The organism is Acinetobacter legionensis, from assembly GCF_048552295.1.
In the GTDB taxonomy this organism is placed as follows: domain Bacteria; phylum Pseudomonadota; class Gammaproteobacteria; order Pseudomonadales; family Moraxellaceae; genus Acinetobacter.
Map to the genome: position 1 here is coordinate 43,080 of NZ_JBIMCW010000011.1, position 25,730 is coordinate 68,809.

Below are 25,730 nucleotides of genomic sequence, written 5' to 3' on the forward strand. Positions count from 1 at the left end.
ATACTCAATACGTAATGGGCAACTTAAATACCCGCAAATCCCCCACTTTGGTAGAGGGCGATGTTAAATCGTGCTGCAGTACGCATGAGTATTCTCCTGATTAGGGACTGTTTTAGCCGCTTAGAAGCGGTAGTGAGAGAAGGCTTTGTTAGCTTCAGCCATACGATGCACATCTTCACGTTTTTTGATCGCTGCGCCTTTACCTTCAGCTGCATCAAGCAACTCACCAGCAAGACGTAACGCCATAGTTTTTTCAGAACGCTTAGCAGCAGCATCTACCAACCAACGCATAGCTAAGGCAGTACGACGGGATGGGCGTACTTCCATAGGTACTTGATAAGTAGCACCACCAACACGGCGTGCTTTTACTTCGACCATAGGACGAACTTTTTCAAGAGTAGTCTCAAAAAATTCAACTGGGTCTACTTTGTTTTTTTCTTGAACGCGGTCTAAAGCACCGTAAACGATACTTTCAGCAATAGACTTTTTACCATCTTGCATTACGTGGTTCATGAATTTAGCGATTGTTTGGCTACTGAACTTAGGATCCGGAAGGATTTCACGAGCAGCGACTACGCGACGTCTTGGCATTTTAATCTACCTATAAATATGACACTTCAGGTTTATCCAGCATCAGCACAAAGTGTCGTGTGCTATTCACTGGCCTTACTACACGTCGCTTGAATTTCACAAAATTAATGCAGAAATCAGACAAGCGAGACGCTAAAGGATTGCGGCTCTATCTTCTTAAGAAGCTAATCTTTAAAAGATTATTTCTTAGGACGTTTAGTACCGTATTTTGAACGAGACTGGTTACGATCTTTAACACCAGCACAGTCCAAAGAACCACGAACGGTATGGTAACGTACACCTGGTAAGTCTTTAACACGACCACCACGGATAAGAACAACACTGTGCTCTTGTAGGTTATGGCCTTCACCACCGATATAGCTAGAAACTTCGAAACCTGAAGTTAAGCGAACACGGCAAACTTTACGCATTGCTGAGTTAGGTTTTTTAGGTGTAGTTGTATAAACACGTGTACAAACACCACGACGTTGTGGACAAGCCTTCAACGCAGGAACTTTTGATTTTTCAATCAAAGTTGTGCGACCCTTACGGATCAACTGATTTGTTGTTGCCATATGGCAATTCTCCCGTTAATAAAAAGCCTCAAAAAATTACCACTTTTTGAGGGCATGCAATTGTAAGCCAAGAAGTAAAAATGGTCAACATTCAACATGGTGTCAAATATTGACCATTTCAAGCTTTGGCTGAATAGATGATTCAACCTAATCAGGCTTATTTTCTGATTTTGTTTCAGTAACTTCTTGCGATTTTTCAGTTAATTTTACCACATTTTCTGCAGTCGCTTTAGCTTTTATAGGGGTGCGCTTTTTTGTTACAGTTTTCGCAGATGCCGATGTTTTCGCTACTTCTTTTGCTTTCTCTGTAGAAGCATTCACTGTTACTGCTTTCTTTTGCCCAGTGCGTTGAGGTTTTACTGGTGTCGCTTTATTTTCCAGTTGAGTCGCATGTTTATCTTCAATGTGAGTTTCAGCCAGTTTTTGAATCCCCTGCCCAACTTTTTCCTCAGCATTGGGCTCTTCAACAGTTTCACTGGTTTTTTCTTTCACTTCAACATGAGTAATTGCTTCATTTTCAACCTGAGGCTCTGCTTTCTCTGTAAGTGTTTGTGCTTTACTGTCGTCTAAAAGCAAGGGATGCGCATCTGAGATCAATTGACTAAATTTTTCATAAGCCTCTAATACATCAATTTTTTCATCAGAATGCTGTAACAAATATTGCCTTGCACCTGAAAATACGATTTGAGCTTTATCAGTTGCATCATCGACTAACTTCCAGCTATATACAGCACTGATTCCCATCGTAGCTAGGGGTGTAAGTCGTGTCAGCAAGCTAAAATGTGGAAGATTATTCATCCACGGCAACTTAAATGTACCATCCTCATTTGCCACCCATTTTTTTAACAGCTCTATATCATTGCTTGAACCTAAAAGCTGTTGCAATTGACTCACATTGTGAGTTTGCAACACCCCTGCAAAAGTTCGTATTGCCGCCATTAATGCGTGTTTTTCAGCAACAGTGCCTAGATCAATTTGTTTAAAGATGTATTCAACAACGGCATGATCTTTTGCATTCAACTCAAAACCATGCGCTCTTCCAGTGTGATAAACACTTCGAAGTGCCAAAGCCAGTGAACTAGGTACATCAAGAATTGCACCTACGCCACCAAACGCACCAGTAACCGCACCTTGAATTGCAGCTATAATTTTATTCTGATTTGCCAATGCAATACTGATTCGTTGTGAACGTTCAGTATCCTTAGCCAATTCTGCCAAGCTTTTTGCACCCACTTCTTTTAGAACAGCATCTACAGACGTCAATTCTGAAACAAACTCATTGAGCTTATCAAAAATAAAATCAGACAATTTATCGTTTAAATCTGGCGAAATAAACGAAGCGACATTATTGATTTTTTTAAAATGTTTCCCCAAAAGCTGTCCCGTTACATTCGGTAGATGTTCTCGTAGCATCTGTTGAGGATTTTCATATTGTTTACGCTCAAAAGCACTTCTTTCTTGAGCAGTACCTTGCACAACGGATTCAACTTTAGGACTGTGGCTCAATTTACTCACCGTACCAGGAGCAACATGATTGACCACACTTAAACCTGTTTCGCTTAGCTTTTTGGCTACGCCAAAAGCATTTGAAATAAATCCGCCGGATTGTTTTTTATTAGAATTTGCCATGTGCACCCTCGTAACTGTGGTTTTTCAAACACTAAAGCTTGTATTAAATAGTTTCTCAACGCTTACATTAATGTACTGATTTGCGAATCAATACAATCACTATTTCACAAAATTTCAATACAGATCATCATACTATACAATTATAAACAATCTAACCCTAGTTCACTTGCAATTACAGTACTCAATTTACTTAAAAATACTTTCTATAACAAACAGATGTCATAATTTGTCGCGGGCGACTTACGTACTAGTGGTCATCTTAGTCTTTGCCAGTTATGATAGATTCATTGGATAAAATATACAGAATCATTATGAAGCAAAATTTTCAAAATCAAATTAAACACAGTTCAGAACAAAAATATCAAGCAGAACTAGAACGCTTAAAAGAACAAGATCAACATAGAAAGCCAGCAGGTTGGCAACTTTCTGCCTACGCTGTTCGCTCATTTATTTTGGGTGATGCCAAACTTGATATTCAAAAAAAATTTTATGGTGACGATGCTTTAGTTGACCGTGCCTTGGTTACCTTGATGGGCAATCAGGGTTTGATGCTGGTGGGTGAACCAGGTACAGCAAAATCAATGCTTTCAGAGCTATTTAGTGCTGCAATTTCAGCCAATTCTCAGCTCACGATTCAAGGAACAGCGGGGACGACCGAAGACCATATTAAATATTCTTGGAACTACGCATTACTTTTATCGGAAGGACCAACAGATAAATCATTAATTCCCTCCCCGCTCTTCTATGCTATGAAAAATGGACAAATTGCCCGCTTTGAAGAAATCACACGTTGCCCACCTGAAATTCAGGATGTATTGGTGTCTTTACTGTCTGAAAAGCAAATGATGATCCCTGAAATGGGACAAGATTTTAGTTTGCAAGCAACACAAGGATTTAACATCATCGCAACAGCAAACTTGCGTGATCGTGGCGTACATGAAATGTCAGCAGCATTAAAGCGTCGCTTTAACTTTGAAACGGTAAAACCGATTCGTGACCAAAAATTTGAAATCGAACTGGTGGGATTACAACTTAAGAACCAGCTTGCTGATTTATACAGTGAAATCCAAGTTCGCCCAGAAGTCATCGAACTCTTGGTGACCATTTTCAATGAGCTTAGAACAGGACAAAGTCTGCAAGGCGCAACACTTAAAACGCCTGATGCTGTTATGTCTACTGCTGAAGCAGTCAATATTGCCCATGCGGCAGGTCTACAAGCCATTTATCTCAGTGATGGAAAATTAAAAGCAGAACACCTCGCACAACAATTGATTGGGGTTGTGTTTAAAGATAATCCAGATGATGCTAAACGCCTGCGTTACTATCTTGATACTGTGGTGAAAGAGCGTGCACGTAAGGATGCTGATTGGAAAAGTTTCTATGAAGCCAGCCGAGAGTTTTAATCATGCAGCTGCTGGATCGAAATATAGAGAGAGGGGAAATGCCTGCACGCTTAAAACAGGCATTTCAACTGAAACAGCAACTGGCAAAACAAAACGTTTTTTTTGCGCCAATCCGCCATCATAGCCCCGCTTGTGCATACGCGCTCAAGCAATATATCGATGAACTTAAGCCCACACACATTTTAATCGAAGCACTAACAAGTTTTGAATTCTTAATTGAAAGCTTACAGAACCAAGCCACTCAGCCTCCTGTGGCAATATTTGCACAAGCGCAACGTTCTTCAAATAAAACCTCCCCCCAAAAAGGCGCTGCAAATAGAAATGGTGCTGACGAAGCACATGAAAGTAATGCAGAAGTTCAACCAGAAATCTTTTCTGCCTACTTCCCTTTTTGTGAATACTCCCCTGAATGGGTCGCTATCCAACAGGCAAAACACATTCGAGCAGACGTTAAATTTATTGACTTGGATTGGGCAAAACAAAGTGCCTTAAAAACGCAACAGTCTGATTTGGACTGGCAACAAAAAAGTCTGCTGTCTGAACGTTATTTTGCACATAGCCAATATATCCAAAAACTTGCTGAAACGATGCATTGCCGAAATCATGATGAACTTTGGGATCATTTATTCGAGCTGCAAAATGTTGAACAACTGCAACATGCTCAAACATTTTTTGATGATGTTTTTGCTTGGTGTTCATTAGCACGTTTGGATTATGAGCGTGAGGTACTTTTGCAAGATGCTTCATTACATCGTGAAGATGTGATGTGGAATTGCATCCAAGACAGTATTGATCCCAAGCATAAAATTTTGGTGATCACGGGTGGCTTTCATAGTCTTGCCTTAATTGAAAATCTAGTAGCCCCACAGCAAGCAGAACGTTTTATTGTCCAAGATCAAAAGCAAAACTGGCAAGAGCAAGCTTGGCTGATTCGCTATAGTTTCGATCGTTTAGATGCTTTAAATGGCTATGCTTCAGGTATGCCCTCACCTGCATATTATCAACAACATTGGCAAAATTTAAAATCTGCAAACAATCCAACAGTTGAACAGACACAACTGCAATTTTTTCAATATTTAAATAAGTTGTGCCATTTTTTAAACCAAGAAAATGCACTGGATGTAACGCCTTATATCGCACTAAAAAATACCGCTGAACTTGCTTGGCAATTGGCTTGCCTTCGTGGACATCATCAACCAAGCCGTTATGATTTACTCGATGCTTTGCAATCAGCACTCATCAAAGGGGAAATGGATGATGGACAACAGCATTTATTTACCCTAATTTTTCAGTTTTTAAGTGGACAACAACTTGGTAAGGTTGCTCAAAATCAGCACAGTCCTGCATTATTACAAAATACCTATCAACAGATTAAAGCCTATCGTTTTAATTTAAATGACACCATTATACGCAATCGAAAACTCGATATTTATCGAAAACCTTTACATCAGAACATTAGCCAATATTTGCATTTACTGGAATTTGTAGGCTGTAATTTTGCCCAACGTATTTCAGGTCCAGATTTTGTACAGGGTGCCAGTCTGGATTTGTTGTTTGAGGAATGGCGCTATGCATGGACACCAAGTGTTGAAGCACGTTTGATTGAACTGGCAGAAATGGGCAACCAACTCGAACAAATTGCACTGCTTAAAATTATTCAACTACAGCAAGGAAATGAAGCAAAAGGTGTCGGGCAATCTGCCTTTGAAACTGCCAAATTGCTAGCTTTGGCGTGCCGCTTAGGATTAAAGCAACATTTAGAATTGCTCAGTCAACAACTCGATACTTTTTTAGAAAGCGATCAAAACCTTGCATCGGTGATTGGTGCAGCACAGCAATTGTATTATTTATGGCATGGTCACAAACTGTTAAATTTACCCGAAAAAATCGTGATACAAAGTTTAAGTTTTGCCGTCTATCAGGCCTGTTTTTTACTTGATCAAATTTACGATACCCATGAAGAAAAAATTGAACAAAATCTTAGCAACTTAAAAACCTTGCATGAACTGATTTTAAATATCAAGCAACGGAATTCTTCACTACAACATGCAGTCGTGAATGCACAAGCTGTGGATTTACTGGAACTGATGTATAGCCAAATTGATCTGGCAAAAATTGATGAATTTCATCTTAGCTCACTCAAAGGCGCGCTAAATACTTTGCAATTTTTAGATCATCAAATTGAGCAAAATCAACTTCAACAACAATTACAACTGGCTTTTGCAGTGGGAAGCGATCCTGAAAACGCTGTGCAATACCTACATGGCATGTTTTTTATTGCGCCTGAAATCTTTGTGCAATCCAATGTTGCAATTGATGCACTTCACCAATTGGTCAGTCATTGGACGGAAGACACCTTTATTCGGATTTTACCTGATTTACGCTATATCTTTAGTCAGCTCACCCCAAAGCAAAGCACCAAAGTATCTAAAATTATCGCTAAAACCACAGGACTAGGAGAGAATGTCATTCTCGATCAAGTGCTTAGTCATATTGGGGAACAGGATGTATTCCAGGGCATACAACTTAACCAACTACTGCAAAAAATATTTGAATATGATCACTTAGATCGCTGGGCAATCAATCGCTCTAATCAAGAACAACAGCTTGAACAGCAATCAGAACAACAAGGAGTGAATAAATGAGTCAATTACCTCCTGAACCAAATCTTGATGAAAACTCCGATCCCCCTGCTTCTCTTGATGCCATGGATCAAGCACGCCGTTGGCGCTTGATGCTCGGTCGATATGCCGACCAGAATTTATCAACAGCGGCATTGTCAGGCGATCAACTTAAACTTGAACACAATCTCGATTATCTCTACCAAAATGAATATAAGCGTCGGGGCATCCAACAAGGGAAAAACCGCCATGGCGGTTTAGAAGCCTCTCAACTTAACGCGATTAACTGGCTCAACCAAAGTCGAAAACTGTTCCCAAAATCGACCTTTGAACGTATGCAAAAACAAGCCATAGAACGTTATGAGTTAACTGAATTATTTAAAAACCCAGAGCATGTAAGACAACTTGAACCCAACCCTGCGGTTGCCAAAGCTTTGCTGAGTATGCGCGGTCGTTTAAGTAATGAAATGAAAGATGCGATTCGAGAATTAATTCAAAAAGTCGTGGAAGAGCTCTTACAAAAAATCCGCACACAATTTTTAAAAGCGTTACAAGGTCGCCGTAATCGTTTTAAGCGTTCACATCTTAAACAGGCACAAAACTTTGATTGGAAACGGACCATTCAAGCCAATCTCAAAAATTATCAGCCTGATTTACAAAAACTGATTATCCAAACCCCTTATTTTAATGCCCGTGTACAGAAGCATTTGCCATGGGAAATTGTACTGTGTGTCGACCAAAGTGGCTCGATGATGGATTCGATCATGTATGCAGCAGTATGTGCCAGTATTTTGGCAGCTCTGCCTGCGGTCAATATTAGTCTAGTCCTATTTGACACTCAAATTGTTGATTTAAGCCATTTGGCACATGACCCAGTTGAAGTCTTACTGACCATTCAACTCGGTGGCGGAACCAACATTGGTCAAGCTTTGCAATACTGTCAAAAAAAGATTAAACAACCCAATCGCAGTATTTTAGTCTTGATCAGTGACTTTGAAGAAGGTGCATCCGTTCAACAAATGCTCAACACCACCAGTCAACTCAACCAACAAGGCTGCAAACTACTTGGGCTTGCGGCGCTGGATCAAGCAGCCAATCCTGTTTATGACATCAATATGGCACAAAAACTCCAAGAACGCGGTATGCAAATCGCTGCAATGACCCCCGAACATTTGGCGACATGGTTTGCAGAGGTGATGCAATGAGTTGGCATATTTATACTCAATACGATGAAGACAGCCTAACCATGCACAGCAATGCTGGTCTTCTACGTCGTGCCCGTAAAGCCTTAGATGCTGTTGAACTACTGCAACAAGAGCACGATCAACTGGTATTTAAAGTCGAAGAATGTGAAGTTAAACTGCCCTTTGAAGGCATCACCAAAGCATTGTGTAGTTGTTCAGCACAAGGTTGTTGTAAACACATTCTCAGCAGTATTTTATGGGTTCAGGAACATGAAACACTCCTGACGACAGCAAATACCCCAAGTGAAAATAGCCCTAACAATAATCGAGAAGATACAGTACTGCTCGCTCAACAGGAAGCATCTCAACATACTGAGACATCTAAACAAGCTACAACATCGGCCCTTGAAACTGTTTTAGAATTTGATCTAAGTAAAATCCAAAAACAAGCAGGCAAAGCCAATATTCGTTTGGCCTATGAATTTGTACAAAATTGGTTGCTTCAATCTGAACATTGTCAAATTGGTATTCAAGAATATAAAATCATTTTTCAAACCGATTTAAGTCCCAATCCAGTTGTTCTCTACCCCGCAACAGGGTTTGAAGGCATGTTGTCAGAAATCGCAGACAAACAAAAAGTTGCTGGGCATTTGGCATGTATTGCTTATTTATTTCTCAAAAATGTCCCTAAAAAATGGCAATGGTCAATTGATATAACAGCGCAACAACACCATCCTACACAACAACTTTCACCTGATGATCGGGTATTGATCCAAGAACTTAAAATCATTTGTCAAAACTTTATTCAGCAAGGTTTGTCACATTTGGCCAAAGAAATGGTCATGTCACTGCATATTTTAAATATGCAAGCACGCGCACAAAACTTACCACGTTTAGGGAGCTTATTGCGTGCTTTACATGGTTCAATGAAGCAGTTTTTAGAAGCAGATATACAGGTTGATGAGCAACAGATTTTTAATCAATTGGCACATTTGTATGCCTATTTGGCTGCACTGTCAGAAATCGAGCATTTAAATCCAGATGTTCAAGCCGAAGCATTGCGACAACTTCGAGGTGCTGTACAACGTGACTATCAACAAGAAAGCATAGCGCATCTGATCCCTCTTGGTTGTGAATGGTGGAATACAGAGAGTGGTGCACATGGTCTAACAGTATGCTTCTGGGATGTAAAAGAGCAACAACTCAAAGAAGTGACTCAGGCACGTGCCAATCATTTAGATCGCACCTTTGATATGCACAGTGCAGCCAATACTGGGATCTGGGGGAGTTCTCTCAGCTTTTTACTGCAACATCAACTTGAATTAACCCATGCAAAATCCAGTTCAGAGACACAACTTAGTGCCAGCACAGATACTCGTTTTTTACCAAAAGGCATGTTGAATGCACTTAGCCAATCCGATTTAGAACAAATGAATATTGGCATTTCAACATGGCAATCTTTACAGCAAATGCTTCTTCCGCATTCAAGCCTAGAACAGCTTAAATCACGTTATGTACTGCTTCGCCATAAAAGTATCACAGCACCTGAACTCAACGAGCTAGAGCAATATTTTGAATACCGTATCACTGACGATGAAAATAGAGCACTCAAACTGGTCATTCCGATAGAACCTGAATACCGTGCACGAATTAAACATCTCACCCAACTAATTCATAATGAAAAAATTATCGCAACGTTGGTGCGTATCGAAACAACACAGCAACAAATTCAATTCATTCCATGTAGTGTATTTTTAACAACGCCAAAAGGTTTAAAAATATTCAGTCTGGATTATGACCATCCTGTACAGAAGAAAAGTAGCTTGGTTGAGCTGATTACGGGTCGTATTGAAAAACTGCTCGAACAAAAAAAGCAGTGGAAACAGCAGCAACATTTATCTGTATTAGACCTTTTGATCTTGGAGTCACAAGCCTTGTTTGAATTCTATGCGAATACAGGTCGTTCAAAATTGGATACGGATGATTTGGTTAAACTAGATGATTTTGCTGAAAAGTTTGCAGATTTGGGTTTAAGCTTTATTCAAAACTCACTCAAATCAGATTCCACCCAGCACAGTTTAGCCAGTCAGCTTTTAAAATGGCGACATGTTTTATTACAACTACAACGCCTAAATCATAGAATCGCTTTAGAAGGACAAGTTACGTCGTGATAAATTAAGCTTGCTATTTAAATTGATGATATTTTTCTATAATTTTAGTGAACTACCAAGCACAGTATTAAAGCCTAAAGTATTAGCGCCTATAGAAAAGCAACAGCGATTTGCTCAAAAGGAATACAGATGTTAAATAAACTTTTTTCAAAAATTGAGTCGATGTTTTTAAAGCCTGAGGATAAGGCGGTTAAAGCACAACAAGCAAACTCAACCAATGATCATGACCATATTCAAAAATATAATGAAGATCTAAAAAATAAAGTTGAAAAGCTCTACCATATTTTCCAGCCTTTGGCCGTCATTGAAGAGCAACTTGATCAAAATGTGGTTTTGTTTATTTTGGATGGAGAAAATCCGGAAATATTACTTAAATTACAGCAATACCCTAATGAAAAAGCACTACTTTTACTGGGAAAGCCGGGTACCTATAGCTGGTACTGGCCTCAAAACAATCAATCACTGGATAAAAAAGAAAATAAGCTTGCTGAAGCAGCACTAAAACTACGCCGTCGTTATTATGGTGAGATCTTTGAAGAATTAGAGTTTGAACAAATCATTCGTTTTGCCAAAGTGCTTGAAGCTGCAACACAACAGAAAAATTTTACCAATATTTATGAAAAAGTACCCACTTGGTTTATTTATCTCACAGTAGACACATTTATTACCGCTTTTGATAGCCAGCATTTTAGCGAAGCAGATCCGAATAAATTGTTAAAGCAAAATTGGACCCAACAAAAACTATTTGATTTACTTGAAAGTGATCAACAGGGTTTAGGCGATGAACTGCTACCTTATCTATTTGAACGCCAAAATATCGACAGTTATCATTCTAGTAAATTAGATAAAATATTATTACTCAAGGACACCCAAGATTTCATTTCAGCCCGATTAGATCAACTCAGAAAACTTATTCCAACACTGAGTATCATTGGACAAGAAAACTTTTTAGACTATATCGCCAAACAAACAATATTGATCAAACAAATCCCTGACTTGATTGTAAAACTTTCTGTAGGGAAATCTAAAACTATTCGTACTAAAGCCACCAGTCTATTGACGAATTTAAATCCAGAAGATAGCCAAAAATATTTAAATCAAAATCTATTGGAAGGTTCAAGTCAGGAACGAGGTTTCTCTGCAGATCTATTGGCACGTTTAGGTGCTGACAACCTGACTGTACTAGAACAAGCATTTGAACTGGAAAAACAAAAATCTGTACAACAAATCTTACAAATGGCGATTCAACGCTTAAGATCTGTTGATACTGCGCAATTACAACAAGATTTTGAAGCACCAATCTTTCAACCGTTTGTTGAACAAAAAATTCCAGCAAGTTTTACCGAGGTTATTTTAGAAAATTATCAAGAAATTTTGGCAAAAGCTGAACAGAATGCTGCCGATGAAATTGAAGAGAATAAAACAGCAAGTTATAAAAGAACTTGGGCTCAAGATCATTTAAAGCAACTTAAAAAAATCAATCATCAAACTTTAACGTCGATTGTTGACCAACTGAACGGTGATGCATCTTTTAAAAATGTACACCAAGTTGAAAATATTATTACCCATAAAAATAAATATAAAAAATATCCTGAATTTTCCATTAATCATGCCATGAGAATCATTGCGATACGCAATCGGAATTGGATCTATTGGCCTAATTTATTTGAAATGCTTAAACCTGAAGAATATGCCAATTATGAACTTCGCCATATCGTTCAGGCCTTGGATGCGGCAAAATTTAATAATCCAAAACGTCGAGTTGCTCAAGGGATTCTAGCGGGATCATCCTATTATCAAAGTTTACAAGATCATATTTATGAGAAAGATAAAATTTGGCCATTTTTTGCGGAAAATCAAGAGTATTTAACTGAAGCATTGGGACTTTCTCCATCTTTAGAACAAAATGAATACCAAAGCTTTAATCCATCAGATGCCATCTTTGTACTTAAATGCTTCCCATCCTTGCCAGTACAGTTTATTCCGCGTTTACTCGAATTTGCATTGGGTGAAAATAAGCGTTTGCGTTATGAAGCGCAAGAAACCTTACAACATCTTCCTGACATTCATCAACGTGCCATAGAGGCCTTAGAGTCAGGTAAACAAGACATTCGAATCACCGCAATTGAATGGTTGGCACGTCTACAAAATCAGGATGCAGTAAAACCTCTGAATGCTTTACTTAAAAAAGAGAAAAAAGAAATTGTTCGAGCTGCACTTTTAACTGCATTGGAAAAGCTTGGGCAAGATATTAATGCTTATCTCAAACCAGAAGTGCTGTTGAAAGAAGCAGAAGACGGTTTGAAAGGCAAACTTTCAAGCAGTTTTACATGGTTTGATTTTGAAACATTGCCAAAAGTGAAATGGCAGAATGGCAAAGAGGTTGACCCTAGAATTGTCAAATGGTGGGTGATATTGGCTGAAAAATTGAAAGAGCCTAGAGCCAATGCCCTATTGCAACGCTATAGTGGCTTACTCGATCAAAAAGATCAGGTACAACTTGCCAATCATTTATTACACAGTTTTATTCATCAAGATACCTTACAAACACCATTGGATGAAGCAACACAATATGCAACCACAGAAGCACCTGGCCGTCTGAGTTCTTATCGTGATTCATACAAACGTTATGGTGAAAAATATCCTGAACATTATGCCAAATACGGCACCATCACCTTAGAAGAAGTGATTGAAGAGATTAAACGCGAACGTTTAGGACTTTATCTGGGTTCCGCGATCAAAAGTAAAGGTATGCTTTCACTGACGGCCAATGCGCAAGGAAGTTTCGCAGTAAAACAATTGCAGAACTATATGAAGCAACACTACCCTCGTCGCTCACAAATTGAAGCCATGATTAGTGCATTATCGATCAGTAATGATCCATTAATCATCCAACTGTTGCTTTCACTTTCACGTCGTTACCGTACCGCTTCGGTGCAAACACTTGCAAACACATTGGTTGCTGAAATTGCTGAACGTAATCAATGGACAAGTGATGAGTTGGCCGATCGCACTATTCCAACAGCAGGTTTAGATGAAAATGGAGTGTTACAGCTACAATATGGTTCACGTAACTTTAGTGCAATTGTTGATGATAAAGATAAATTCATTCTTAAAAATGAAGAAGGTAAAGAAGTTAAAGCGCTACCTGCTGCCCGCCAAAATGATGATGAAAGCCTGATCAAAGAAGCCAAAGCACTGTTTAGTACCAGTAAAAAAGAGTTTAAACAAGTCGTTGATATGCAAACAGGTCGTTTGTACGAGGCAATGTGTAGCGAACGTCAGTGGAATGTTGCTGAGTGGCAAGAATATATCTTTGCCCACCCAATCATGAGACGCTTAATCCAAAAACTGATTTGGCTTGAGATCAAAACCAATGGTGAAAAAATCAGTTTTAGACCAAGTGATGATGGTGCATTACTGAATTTAGACGATGATGAAATCGAGCTTTGCACAGACAGTAAAATTCAAATTTCTCATGCGGTTTTGGTCGGTGAAAAGGAAGCGAAAGATTGGATTGCACATTTTAAAGACTATAAAGTCAAATTCTTATTTGAACAGATGACCCATCACCTGCCAAAGCTTGAAGATGATAATGTCACTGAAATCAAGGATCATAACGGCTGGCTTACAGACACATTTACCCTACGTGGTGTTGTAACCAAATTAGGCTATCAACGTGCCAGCATTGAAGATGGTGGCTCATTTGACCGCTATACCAAACCTTATAAACAGTTGGGTATAGATGTAGAAATTACATTTAGTGGAAGTTATGTACCAGAGGAAAATATTCCAGCTGTACTTTATGAACTCACCTTTAGCAAAAAAGCCAGTCGATCTTGGAATAACAATGAACTTCCACTTAAACAGATCCCACCAATTTTATTGGCTGAGAGCTATGCAGACTATTTAAAAGTTGCTGCATCGACATCAGGTTTTGATCCAGAGTGGGAAAAGAAAACGCCTTGGTAATTCATAAAGACTAAGAATTTTTGTTTAGACTTGCTACAGGGGATGTCAGCTGTATTGCAACCGATATGATGACTGTTGATAGTCATCATATCGGTTATATGGGTAATTCGATTCAGCATGTAAATACAGACATCGTTCTACAATAGGCAATAAAACACCATGCTCATTCCAGTATTTAAAATTTATTTCAAAAATTACTGCTTCAAACCCTCTATAATTAGTCCTGCTTATGGATGGTTTTGCCTAATTGATGTAAATATCCATCATGAATTCATATTATTATAAAAATAATAAATATATTTATTTTCAGCCACTTAATTAACTTTTAAGCATACAATATAAGGTTTTTAATGATGCACAAGAATCAATATCTTTCGCCATTGAACTAAAAAAGTAAACGCGTTTAAATGTAAACATTCATTCTGTATTCTAAAATAAAGGACTTTGCATGAACCGTCGTGTTGTCATCACTGGTATGGGTATTAACTCATGTATCGGTAATACATTGGAAGCTGTTAAGCACTCTTTGGAAAATGGTATTTCAGGGACACGTCATAATTCAACGTACGAAGAACTTAATTTTAAAAGTCATGTCAGTGCCGCAGCTGAACAAGATTTTGATGGTATTGACCGTAAACTTAAACGCTTCATGGGCGTATGTGCAATGTATGCCTACAATTCAGCACTTGCAGCTGTAGAACATGCTGGCCTAACACCAGAGCAACTGGGCGGTAATCCTCGTTACGGTATTGCAGGGGGTTCAGGTGGGAACTCAACTGCATCTGTTACAGAGATGGTTAAACTTTTAGAAGAAAAAGGTGCACGTAAAATTGGCCCGTTCTTCGTACCACGTAATATGTCTAACACCATTACTGCCAATGTCGGTGTTGCATTCAAATTACAAGGTGTTGCTCATTCAATCACCAGTGCTTGTGCAACTTCAGCTGATGCAATTGGTTATGCTTACAACCTGATTCAATTAGGTAAACAAGATTTAATGTTGGCGGGTGGCGGTGAAGAAGATCACTGGTCACAAAGCTTATTGTTTGATGCGATGGGCGCACTATGTTCTAAATATAATGATGCTCCAGAAACAGCATCACGCCCATACTCAGCTGACCGTGACGGTTTTGTGATTGCAGGTGGTGGTGGTTTTGTTGTACTTGAATCACTTGAACATGCTCAAGCACGTGGTGCAAATATTCTTGCAGAAGTTGTTGCTTATGCTGCAAATTCGGATGGTGCGGATATGGTTGCACCATCAGGTGAAGGTGCTACCCGTTGTATTTTGATGGCTTTAGAAGAAGCAAAACAACATGGCGTGGATCAGATTGACTACGTCAATACCCATGGTACTTCAACACCTGCTGGTGACGTGACTGAACTTCTTGCGATGGGTCGTGCATTTGGTGAAGGTAATGTTCCACCATTAAGCTCAACCAAGTCTATGACAGGTCACAGTCTGGGGGCTGCTGGTGTTCAAGAAGCCATTTATTCTGTATTGATGATGCAAAATGACTTTATCGCGCCAAACATCAATGTCACAGAACTAGATGAAGGCACAAAAGGTTATGACATCGTACTTGAAAAACGTGATACAAAATTGAATACTGTGATGAGTAACAGTTTCGGTTTTGGCGGTGTCAATGCTTGTCTCATTTTTAAAAAATGGGAAGGCTAAACAAAGAATTGTTGATCATTCAAATTTATAATAAGTTTGGATGATCGGCATCTCCCACACTGCCCTTAAAAGGGTAAATTGATGGATGCTCCTTCAGAAGCTTTCCTTTGGGTAAAAGCTTTACATATCATTGCAGTCGTGTGTTGGTTTGCAGCACTGTTTTATCTCCCGCGTTTGTTTGTCTACCATGCCATGAGCGATGATAATCTAAGTCATCAGCGTTTCGAGATCATGGAGCGTAAATTATATCGGGGCATTATGTGGCCATCGATGATCGCAACTTTGATCACCGCACATTTTCTCGTAGACTGGGGTGATGCAACACGTCATTACCATGAAGCTTTATGGTTTTATCTAAAAGTCGGTTTAGTTGGTCTTTTGGTGATTTACCACTTTGTCTGCGGTTATTACCGTAAAAAACTGATTGGCAATGCACATTATAAATCGCATAAGTTTTGGCGATTTTTCAATGAGATGCCAACCCTGATTTTATTTGCAGTGGTGATTTTAGTGGTGGTTAAACCCACATTTTAAATTGTAGATAGAAACCTCCTAAATGGAGGTTTTTTATTGATTGTATGTAATTTACAGGCCCACCTAAATAATTTTTTAATAAATTCAGCAACATGAAATTATAAAAACTTAATCAACAATATCATTAAAAACACTTAATACATGCCTTTATAGAGGCTTCACTGTCACATCTTAGATACAAGGTTTAATTTCATTTGTGCTGGCAATGCCCCATTTTTCGTAGGGGACAGCAAACCTTGCGCATGCACGATTCAATAATGTAAAAAGTAGTTGTTATTACCTTAAACACTGCACAATCACTCTATTGCGCTCAACATCAGTCCATTAGATCTGTTCCGGAATAATCATTTGCTTGTGCAAACTCAATATATATAGGATTTCTTTCAATGGCTCTTAATTAGCCAATTTCTAATTTTTGCATTCATCGGTGTTGAATAATACTTTTCAATGGCCCAACTCAATACAAAAACAGCAATAAAATAAATTGGCAATAGCATTAATTTTTCAACAGCTAAGGTTTCTTGAGGAAAATAAAAAACTTTAAATAAACCCAAGATAATCAAATGAAATAAGTACATTTCATAACTACGTTGCCCAATCCACGCTACACCTTTTGACAATATAGAGCGAGATTCAGTGTGTGGGTTCTGAGCAAAACAGAAGATCAGCATTGCTGACAATATGGCAAAAATGCTGATTCCCCACGTACTAACCTCTTTGATTGGTGCATATAAATAAACAGCAGCTATCAACACGACAATGATTGGAACCACGATTTTGGAAACCTGAATTTTTTGTCCCATCCGCTGATTCATTAAAGCAGTTAAGCAACCAATCGCAATTCCGTCAAAACTTGAGAAGTAATGATAAAGATAAGCCCCGCTTTCCTCAGCAAAATGCAATGAACGGAAATAAGGTGCATAAATGATGATTGCCAATAAAAATATAATAAACCCTTTACCACGGCCTAATACAACACACAAAATTGGAAATGCTAAGTAGAAGACTTCCTCAACAGATAAAGACCATAGCACGCCTAGCGCATAATTCACCCAGCCATTTTCAATGATTAGGATATTCATCCAAAAGGTAAAAGCAGAAAATACAGTTAAGCCGTAAGAAACTTCAATACCGTTTGGCGCTTGATTGAGAAAGGGTTTTAACCCCATTGCACCCAGTACTGTGACCAGCACCACCAGTAGGACCAAACAAGGCATAATTCGGGCAATACGGCGAATATAGAAATCTTTGAGTTTAATCTGTGCAAGTGTCCCACTTCTTTGTAAAGTATGTTGAGTGATTAAAAAACCCGAAATCACAAAAAATAAAGTCACTCCATAATTACCATTGCGGGCAATTAAAGTACTTAAGCTTTCTCCAAAGATCTGTATACCTAGAAATGTGTCATGCAGTTTATAAGGAATATTAAAATGGTGGAGAAGGACCAATAAAATTGAAATTCCACGTAAGAGATCGATCTTGTTATTGCGCATATCTGCTATTGCTTATCATAAATGATGCTATTAAACGTGTTTTTTATTTTTATTTCAGTATTTTATTTTGAATAATTTGTTAAATTCTACATTTAATCTATGTAATCAATCACGGATAAAACCAAAAACTTGAGCATTTTATATTTAATCTAAGCGTTTAATTTTTAGAGTTAATTTATATTAAAATTTTTCATATCATAGTTATTCAGGAGATGATCTAACACCATCTCCTGATCAATTGAATATTCAACATTAAAGCTGTTGATTACGTTTTTTCATACGCGGTTTATACATCATTTGATAGGTCACCGCTAAAATAATCACCCACAACGGGCTGATGATTAAAGCTTTTAAAGTATCAGGCTCAAGACTTAAAATCACCAAAGTAAAGGCAAGGAAGATCAAAACAAGATAAGACATCCATACACCACCTGGCATTTTAAAGTTTGATTTCTCATGTAATTCTGGGCGTAATTTACGGTAGCGTATATAACACACCATAATAATACTCCAGATACTAATGAATAAAATCACACATAAAGAACTGGCTAAGGTAAATGCTTCGACGGTATTTGGAACAAAATATTGTAGTGCTGCACCTGCCATAATAAAGCCACAAGAGAACAACAAACCTTTTGCAGGAACGGCGCGTTTAGACAGCTCAGCCAACTTAGTCGGTGCTTGCCCTTCTTTAGCCAATCCAAACAACATACGACTGGTTGAAAATACACCACTGTTCATCGATGACATTACCGAGGATAAAACCACCAAGTTCATAATCACAGCTGCTGCACCAATACCAGCATGTAGGAACAATGTGACAAATGGGCTTTGATCCGCAGGAATTTCATTCCAAGGGGTTACCGACATCACGATAAAGAGTGCCAATACATAGAACAAAATAATACGGGTCGGAATCGCATTGACCGCTTTAGGTAAGTTCTTTTCAGGATCTTTGGTTTCTGCCGCCATAGTACCAATCAGCTCGACACCGACAAAAGCAAACAAGGCAATTTGGAAACCTGCTAAAAAGCCACTTGCGCCTTTCGGGAACATGCCACCATGCGACCAGACATTGCTAAAGCTTGCAACTGAACCTGTCGGTGCTTGGAAATGGCTCAACACCATATAGCCACCAATAAGAATCAATCCAACAATGGCTAAAATTTTGATCAAAGCAAACCAAAACTCAATTTCACCAAACAACTTTACTGTGAGGAGATTAATTCCCAATACCAAGAGTACGCATCCAGCACTAATTAAGGCTTGTCCCATGGGGGTAAAGGCGGTTCCGTCAGGAAGCCAAAAATTGAGATAATTAATAATTGCAGCTAAATCCGCAATACCCACTAAGATCCAACCGAGCCAGTATGACCAGCCAATATAATAGCCAGCACCCGGACCAATTAAGTCATGTGCCATATCAATAAAGGATTTGTAGTGCAGATTTGAAAGTAAAATTTCACCCAATGCGCGCATCAGGAAAAAGAACATTGCACCAATGATCATATAAATGATCAGAATTGAAGGGCCTGCAAGGGAAATGGTTTTCCCTGAACCCATAAATAAGCCAGTACCAATTGCACCACCAATCGCAATTAATTGTAGGTGACGATTGGATAATTTCCGTTGTAGCTCATTTGGCGACGATGGTACGTCATCTGAATGGCTTGAAGTTGTCATAAAAATATCCTTTTTGACAATTTTTTGGAGGTAAAACCCGCTTGTGGCATAAGAACATTCCCGTTCTATTGTTCTACCTAACGCGAACTGGGCCACATGGTTTACATGTGACCAGCTTTAATTCGGGGCAAATACTGCTTTAATTGTTGACAATAATCAATTCTACTTTATGACAAGCGGTTAATTTATGCCTGCGCCGCAATAACTGCGATCTCAATCAACCAATCTGGATTAACCAAATCAGCTTGAATTGTTGCGCGAGATGGAGCAACACAACCTTCTAACCAATCAATCCAAATGGTGTTAAAAGTTGCAAAATCATCTAAATTTTTGATGTAGACATGCGCAGACAATAAACGTGATTTATCGGTATTTGCCTCAAGCAATAATTGATCAATCGTTGCTAAGATTTCTTGAGTTTGACCAATAATATCCTGTTGGGTGTTTTTAGGAACTTGGCCTGACAAATAAACCACTTTATTGAAAATGGTGACTGCACTCATTACTTGATTGCTGTTGAGTTTTTGAATGTCTGGGTGTTGAACGTTGTTTGACATGTTGATGTCCTTATTTTGAAATTTTAAAATTTACCCGTGCAGTTACACCACACATGAGCTCATAACCTACGGTTCCAGAACTTGCTGCAACTTCATCAATCGGCAGTACAGTTCCATTTGAAGACTGTCCCCAAAGTACCACTTCGCTTCCAACTCGCGCATCTGGGATATGAGTTAAATCAACCGCCAACATATCCATACTGACACGACCAATAGTTTGTGTTCGTACAGAATTGACCAATACTGGTGCATCCATCGAAATACGTTGGTAACCATCTGCATAACCACATGCCACGATTCCGATTTTCATGGCTTGGGTTGCAGTAAATTTAGATCCATAACCCACTGTTTCACTCGGCTGTAAATCTTGAATTGCGATGATTTCACTGCGTAAACTCATGCTTGGTTTAAGATTCCAGTCTTGAATTGAGTGTGTTGGATAGTCAGGAGAACTGCCATACAGCATAATCCCACTGCGAATATAATCTGAACGTAAATCTTGTGAATGTCGGAGAATGGCCGCACTATTTGAAACTGAACGCTCTCCGTCTAAATCTTGAATGGTTTGTTCAAAAATAGCCTGCTGGTAGGCAATCCCAGATTGCCCCAAACGCTCACCATCTGCATCTGAAAAATGCATCATATGCGTGATAGATTTCACCACCTCGAATTGCTTTAATCTTTGCCACATTGCGCGATACGCATCAGCTTTAAAACCAAGGCGATTCATTCCTGTATTCATTTTTAAAAATACATCGAATTGAGTCTGTGCTGGATTGTCTTTGAGAGATTGGCTTTGAAATTGTTCTAGCCAATTCACTTGTTCTTCATTATGTAGGCTAAAACTTAATTGATACTTTTCACAGTCCAATAAATCATCTGCTGAAAAAATACCTTCTAAGAGCAGAATTGGACCTGTCCATCCCGATGTTCTTAGGCGTTTTGCTTCATCGATATCTAACAAAGCAAAACCATCTGCGGATTTGAATGCATCATAGACACGCTCAATACCGTGTCCATAAGCATTGGCCTTGACCACGGTAAAAACTTTACTTTGTGGCATAAATTGACGGGCGACATTCAAGTTATGCAACAAAGCATCCTGATGAATGACAGCAGTAATTGGTCTAGGCATTTTATTCATCCCTGAATATGGATTGGCGTTGTAAATTATTTATCGCTAAACAATTTATTGATTACTGTTTTAACAATGTGGCTGACTTAAGCAGCGTGTGGATAACGCTGAATAGATAAGCCTTCGGTACTAATATCAGTTTGATGATTAAGTACTAGATCGCTGATTAATTTTCCTGAACCACATGCCATGGTCCAGCCTAAAGTGCCATGCCCTGTATTAAGGAATAAATTTTTAAAACGTGTTGCGCCAATAATTGGTGTGCTGTCTGGGGTCATTGGGCGAAGACCGGTCCAAAATGACGCTTGTGCCAAATCACCACCCGGGAATAAATCTTGGGTCACCATTTCCAACGTGCCACGACGATCAGCATTTAAACCATGATTAAAACCGCTTAATTCTGCCATTCCACCAACACGAATACGTTGATCAAAACGAGTAATCGCAATTTTATAGGTTTCATCCAAAACTGTAGATTGTGGTGCAAATGTTGGATCAACAATCGGGATCGTTAAAGAATAACCTTTCACTGGGTAAACTGGTAAATTCAATTCCAGCGGCTTTAAGAAATCACGTGAATAGCTACCAAAAGCCAATACATAGCGATCAGCAGTTAACACGTCACCATTAACCACTACACCTTTGATTTGATCACCTTCAACCACCAATCTTTCAACATTTTGGTTGAATTTAAACTCGACACCTAAACCTTTGGCTAAATTGGCTAAAGCATTGGTAAATAAATAGCAGTCGCCTGTTTCATCATTTGGAAGATGTAAACCACCGACCAATTTATCTTTGGCATGTTCTAGTGCTGGTTCTACTTTAGCAAGATCATCTTTAAGCAATAACTCATGTGGAACACCACATTCTTTGAGTACAGCAATATCACGCTGAACCATTTCTAATTGAGCTTCATTACGGAAAACTTGCAACGTGCCTTTTGAACGGTTTTCGTATTCAATGCCAGTATCTTTACGCAGTTCTCTTAAACAGTCACGGCTATATTCTGCAACACGTGTCATACGTTCTTTGTTAATCGCATAACTTTCTGAGTTACAGTTTTTAAGCATTTGCGCCATCCACTGTAACTGCCACATACTGCCATCGATATTAATCGCAAGTGGTGCATGATGTTGAAACATCCACTTAACCGCTTTAAACGGAATACCGGGTGCAGCCCACGGTGTCGAATATCCTGGAGAAATTTGACCTGCATTACCAAAGCTGGTTTCTTCAGCTGGACCTGCTTGACGGTCTAAAACTGTAACTTGTGCTCCTTGCTGCGCGAGGTAATATGCACTTGCTACGCCAATCACACCACTACCTAATACTATTACACGCATTTCTTATCCTTTATGCATTTACTAGTTTATTTCACTAGTATATTTTTGGTTCAATAGTTTATTTCACTATTTTTAATGCTAAAATTTAGGTGTTTTAATTTTTTGTCGTGAAAAATGATTAAAAAAAAGGGAATAATTGATGCGTAAATTAGACCGTATAGATCGAATGATTTTAGATATTCTTCAAAATGAGGGTCGAATTGCCATCAGCGAGTTGGCTTCACGGGTCAGTTTATCGACCACACCTTGTTCTGAACGCGTCAAACGTTTGGAGCGAGATGGCATCATTATGGGCTATCATGCACGACTAAATCCGAAACATCTTGATCGCAACTTATTGGTTTTTCTAGAAATTAGCTTATCAGCAAAGTCTGGTGACGTGTTTGAACAAGTGGCCAAGGACTTAATGGAAATACCAGAAGTACAAGAGTGCCATCTTATTTCGGGAGATTTTGATTATTTAGTCAAAGCCCGATTAAAAGAAATGAGTGCTTACCGACGCTTACTGGGTGATTTACTAAAAAAACTTCCCTCCTCTGCTTCTTCACACAGCTATATTGTAATGGAAGAAATTAAGGAATCATTGTATTTGGACGTTCGCTAATCCATCATTTTTTATTTTTAGATGGATTGATGTGGTGCATTGCAGATTTGAATATCTCTCCACATTAGATCCAAATTTTACTGCAAGTAGATCTTAAATTGAGCGGTGATGGACTTAAGAGTTTAACGCTTCCCCATCATGCGGTATCTCTACCCAATTGAGTGAATGACATTAAAAGATTATCGGGGGATTCAGTCCGTGTTTAAATGTGTGATTGCTACTCACTATGTGATTACAAGTAAAATCCCCAACCGAGAATATCTTATCGATGTGTTGGGGATGATTAATTTGATTCGAATTACTCCAATAACCTAGATTTAAACCAGATTTAACAATTCAGAAAACTTTGCAATTCTTGCTTTCGGCACTGCTTCGTCCAACTCTTGTTTTGAACCATATCCATATTCTACCGCAATGGTTTCAATGCCATTTTTACGTGCACCAAAAATATCATGTTCCCGGTCTCCCACCATCAAACACTCTTTTGGATTTAACTTTTCTTTTTCAAGGATATAAGTGATTAACTCACCTTTATTGGTGCGCTCGCCATTTAACTCACTGCCATACGGATAATCAAAATATTTTAATAAATCAAAATGATCTAAGATTTGCCGTGCATAGACTTCAGGTTTTGCAGTGGCTAAAAACAGTCGATAGCCCTTACTTTTTAAGGCTTCCAAGGTTTGTACTACATCATCAAAAACATGGTTTTCAAATAGGCCAGTTACAGCAAAACGTTCACGATAACCTAATAAAGCTTGCTCAGCTAAAATATCATTTGCTTCAACTTTGAGTAGCTTTGCCAATGATGCCTTTAACGGTGGACCAATAATCCAGTCGATATTTTCACTGTCAGGAATCGGATGCCCAACCTTTGCAAGTCCATAACGTGCAGATGTCGTAATGCCTACTTTTGGGTCGGTTAATGTGCCATCGAGATCAATTAAAATATTCTTTATCACCATCCAATCCTTTAAATCTGTGTTTGAAACAATTATCAAATTACTATCGAGTGTTCTCGCAAACTTGCCTATACTAACGTAAATTTGTGAATTAAGGACATCATCGTGCGCCCTACTGTACTTTGTTTTTCAGGTCTAGACCCTTCTGGTGGTGCTGGTATACAGGCTGATATTGAAGCGATTGGTCAAAGTGGCGCACATGCGGCAATTGCTTGTACAGCATTAACCATTCAAAACTCTCAACAAGTTTTTGGTTTTAAAGCCAGCTCCAAAGAACTACTGCTTGCTCAGGCCAATGCAGTTGTTGGTGATTTACCCATTAAAGCCATCAAATCGGGGATGTTGGGGACGACAGATAATATTGCTGCACTGGCTGAGTTTTTACGTGAACATCCAGATTATCTATATGTACTTGATCCTGTTTTAGTGGCAAATAGTGGTGGTTCACTGGGTAATCAAGAGACCTTGGTTAAAGCCTTTATCGAACTGATTCCTCTAGCAACAATCATTACCCCAAATACGGTAGAATTACGTGCATTAACAGCAGAACAGGACATAGAAAAAGCCACAGCCAAGCTATTTGAAATGGGCGCACAAGCTGTTCTGGTAAAAGGTGGTCATGAAGATACCCCAAACTATATTCGTAATGCCTTATATGTGAACGGTGAAATGATCGCTGAATCTAAATGTCCCCGTTTAGAAGGTGAATACCATGGTTCAGGTTGTTCATTGGCAAGCTTTATTGCAGGACGTTTAGCACTAGGAGATCCGCTTAAAATCGCGGTACAACATGCTGAAACATGGTTATTTGGTGTATTAAAAAATGCCGAAACGCCGATTGAAGGTGGCCAAAAAATTCCAAAGCGCTTTTAAATGTTGAATATTACTCTGCACTTTTGAAAATAGCATCCAAGTTTCAATAAACAGCTGAAACTTGGAAATCCCCTAAAACAATGGGAATGACAACGAGAATAACAATGCATAAAACACTCACGACAATAATGCTATCAAGTTTACTTTTAACCCCATTCGCATTTGCCCAACCTCAACAACAAACTGTAAGTCGCAATATTAACGATGTAGTGAATGGGCAAAAAACCCATTTTATTTTTAAAGATGGCGATGACGAATCAGGTCAACTCATCATTCAAACACCGGCTAAACAGCAAGCATTTGATCTTGCAGAATTACCATTTGAACGTAAAAGACAAATTCATTTTCAAGACTACAATTTTGATGGATTTACCGATATTGCTGTGTCTACACCTGATATGGGAATGGGGGTTTATTCAATTTTTGATATTTTTCTCTATCAACCTAAAAGTAAAGACTATCAAGTGTTGAACCAAGGAAAAATTGATTTTAGTCATGCACAGTGTTCTGGATTGACGGATCTCAAACTGATTACCCACAAGAAACAAATGACCAGCTCATGTCGAGGTGGCGCAAGATGGTGGGTCGACACGTATCAATTTAAAAATGGGCAATGGAAATGGTTAAAGTCTAAAGTGGAGGATGAATGAATTTTCGCTTCATCCTCTACTGAACTTAATGCCATAGATATAATATAAGCATCCAATCATACAAAAAATATAATTTAATCTGTAGAA

At 38.7% G+C, this 25,730-nt stretch carries 20 protein-coding genes; 11 read left to right on the plus strand and 9 right to left on the minus strand.

The window, feature by feature from the left end; all coding sequences use genetic code 11:
- Positions 1 to 120 precede the first annotated feature (120 nt).
- From rpsG to ACG916_RS10520, 3 genes are all read right to left on the minus strand, one after another.
- Complete coding sequence (rpsG, locus tag ACG916_RS10510) at positions 121 to 591, minus strand: 30S ribosomal protein S7 (RefSeq protein WP_004655203.1); 471 nt, start codon at positions 589 to 591, stop codon at positions 121 to 123.
- Between the two features lie 179 nt (positions 592 to 770).
- A complete protein-coding gene (gene rpsL, locus ACG916_RS10515) occupies positions 771 to 1,145 on the minus strand; it encodes a 30S ribosomal protein S12 (protein WP_004648013.1) in 375 nt (124 codons plus the stop codon).
- A 147-nt stretch (positions 1,146 to 1,292) separates the two neighbouring features.
- Positions 1,293 to 2,774, minus strand: a complete 1,482-nt coding sequence (locus ACG916_RS10520; protein WP_419328219.1) for an EcsC family protein — start codon at positions 2,772 to 2,774, stop codon at positions 1,293 to 1,295.
- 311 nt (positions 2,775 to 3,085) lie between these two features.
- Here ACG916_RS10520 and ACG916_RS10525 point away from each other — a divergent pair, with 311 nt between their 5' ends.
- The 8 genes from ACG916_RS10525 to hemJ all read left to right on the plus strand — a co-directional run bounded on the left by ACG916_RS10525 (position 3,086) and on the right by hemJ (position 16,340).
- A complete protein-coding gene (locus ACG916_RS10525; RefSeq protein ID WP_336952053.1) occupies positions 3,086 to 4,177 on the plus strand; it encodes an ATP-binding protein in 1,092 nt (363 codons plus the stop codon).
- Between the two features lie 38 nt (positions 4,178 to 4,215).
- Positions 4,216 to 6,822 carry a DUF5682 family protein gene (locus tag ACG916_RS10530; protein WP_419368186.1) on the plus strand — a complete coding sequence of 869 codons (2,607 nt, stop codon included), beginning with the start codon at positions 4,216 to 4,218 and terminating at the stop codon, positions 6,820 to 6,822.
- Complete coding sequence (locus tag ACG916_RS10535) at positions 6,819 to 8,003, plus strand: VWA domain-containing protein (protein WP_336952055.1); 1,185 nt, start codon at positions 6,819 to 6,821, stop codon at positions 8,001 to 8,003. Before ACG916_RS10530 ends, ACG916_RS10535 begins: the two co-directional genes overlap by 4 nt.
- A complete protein-coding gene (locus tag ACG916_RS10540; protein ID WP_419328217.1) occupies positions 8,000 to 10,153 on the plus strand; it encodes a hypothetical protein in 2,154 nt (717 codons plus the stop codon). Before ACG916_RS10535 ends, ACG916_RS10540 begins: the two co-directional genes overlap by 4 nt.
- 129 nt (positions 10,154 to 10,282) lie before the next feature.
- On the plus strand, positions 10,283 to 14,125 hold the full coding sequence (locus ACG916_RS10545) for a DUF4132 domain-containing protein (protein WP_419328216.1): 3,843 nt from the start codon (positions 10,283 to 10,285) through the stop codon (positions 14,123 to 14,125).
- 20 nt (positions 14,126 to 14,145) lie between these two features.
- On the plus strand, positions 14,146 to 14,271 hold the full coding sequence (locus ACG916_RS10550) for a hypothetical protein (RefSeq protein ID WP_336952058.1): 126 nt from the start codon (positions 14,146 to 14,148) through the stop codon (positions 14,269 to 14,271).
- A 302-nt stretch (positions 14,272 to 14,573) separates the two neighbouring features.
- Positions 14,574 to 15,806 (plus strand): beta-ketoacyl synthase N-terminal-like domain-containing protein, encoded by a 1,233-nt coding sequence (locus tag ACG916_RS10555; RefSeq protein WP_336952059.1) that lies wholly within the window; start codon positions 14,574 to 14,576, stop codon positions 15,804 to 15,806.
- An 81-nt stretch (positions 15,807 to 15,887) separates the two neighbouring features.
- Positions 15,888 to 16,340: a protoporphyrinogen oxidase HemJ gene (hemJ, locus tag ACG916_RS10560; protein ID WP_004723664.1), complete on the plus strand. Its 453-nt coding sequence runs from the start codon at positions 15,888 to 15,890 to the stop codon at positions 16,338 to 16,340.
- A gap of 383 nt (positions 16,341 to 16,723) precedes the next feature.
- On the opposite strand, the gene ACG916_RS10565 is transcribed toward hemJ, so the two are convergent.
- The 5 genes from ACG916_RS10565 to ACG916_RS10585 all read right to left on the minus strand — a co-directional run bounded on the left by ACG916_RS10565 (position 16,724) and on the right by ACG916_RS10585 (position 22,554).
- Complete coding sequence (locus ACG916_RS10565) at positions 16,724 to 17,833, minus strand: acyltransferase family protein (RefSeq protein WP_336952060.1); 1,110 nt, start codon at positions 17,831 to 17,833, stop codon at positions 16,724 to 16,726.
- A 252-nt stretch (positions 17,834 to 18,085) separates the two neighbouring features.
- Positions 18,086 to 19,516: an amino acid permease gene (locus ACG916_RS10570; RefSeq protein WP_004723666.1), complete on the minus strand. Its 1,431-nt coding sequence runs from the start codon at positions 19,514 to 19,516 to the stop codon at positions 18,086 to 18,088.
- Between the two features lie 185 nt (positions 19,517 to 19,701).
- Positions 19,702 to 20,073, minus strand: a complete 372-nt coding sequence (locus ACG916_RS10575) for a RidA family protein (RefSeq protein ID WP_336952061.1) — start codon at positions 20,071 to 20,073, stop codon at positions 19,702 to 19,704.
- 10 nt (positions 20,074 to 20,083) lie between these two features.
- Positions 20,084 to 21,208 carry an alanine racemase gene (gene alr / locus ACG916_RS10580; RefSeq protein WP_336952063.1) on the minus strand — a complete coding sequence of 375 codons (1,125 nt, stop codon included), beginning with the start codon at positions 21,206 to 21,208 and terminating at the stop codon, positions 20,084 to 20,086.
- 86 nt (positions 21,209 to 21,294) lie between these two features.
- On the minus strand, positions 21,295 to 22,554 hold the full coding sequence (locus tag ACG916_RS10585; protein WP_336952064.1) for a D-amino acid dehydrogenase: 1,260 nt from the start codon (positions 22,552 to 22,554) through the stop codon (positions 21,295 to 21,297).
- Positions 22,555 to 22,693: 139 nt separating this feature from the next.
- On the opposite strand from ACG916_RS10585, the gene ACG916_RS10590 reads away from it, so the two are divergent.
- Positions 22,694 to 23,158 (plus strand): Lrp/AsnC ligand binding domain-containing protein, encoded by a 465-nt coding sequence (locus ACG916_RS10590; protein ID WP_004723670.1) that lies wholly within the window; start codon positions 22,694 to 22,696, stop codon positions 23,156 to 23,158.
- A 317-nt stretch (positions 23,159 to 23,475) separates the two neighbouring features.
- Here the strand turns inward: ACG916_RS10590 and ACG916_RS10595 are convergent, their stop codons facing one another.
- A complete protein-coding gene (locus ACG916_RS10595; protein ID WP_419328215.1) occupies positions 23,476 to 24,123 on the minus strand; it encodes an HAD-IA family hydrolase in 648 nt (215 codons plus the stop codon).
- Between the two features lie 102 nt (positions 24,124 to 24,225).
- Here ACG916_RS10595 and ACG916_RS10600 point away from each other — a divergent pair, with 102 nt between their 5' ends.
- Both ACG916_RS10600 and ACG916_RS10605 read left to right on the plus strand, forming a co-directional pair.
- Entirely contained in the window at positions 24,226 to 24,993 is a 768-nt protein-coding gene (locus ACG916_RS10600; RefSeq protein WP_336952066.1) for a hydroxymethylpyrimidine/phosphomethylpyrimidine kinase, read from the plus strand.
- Between the two features lie 104 nt (positions 24,994 to 25,097).
- Positions 25,098 to 25,643, plus strand: coding sequence for an XAC2610-related protein (locus tag ACG916_RS10605; protein ID WP_336952067.1), 546 nt, complete (start codon positions 25,098 to 25,100; stop codon positions 25,641 to 25,643).
- Positions 25,644 to 25,730: the final 87 nt, after the last annotated feature.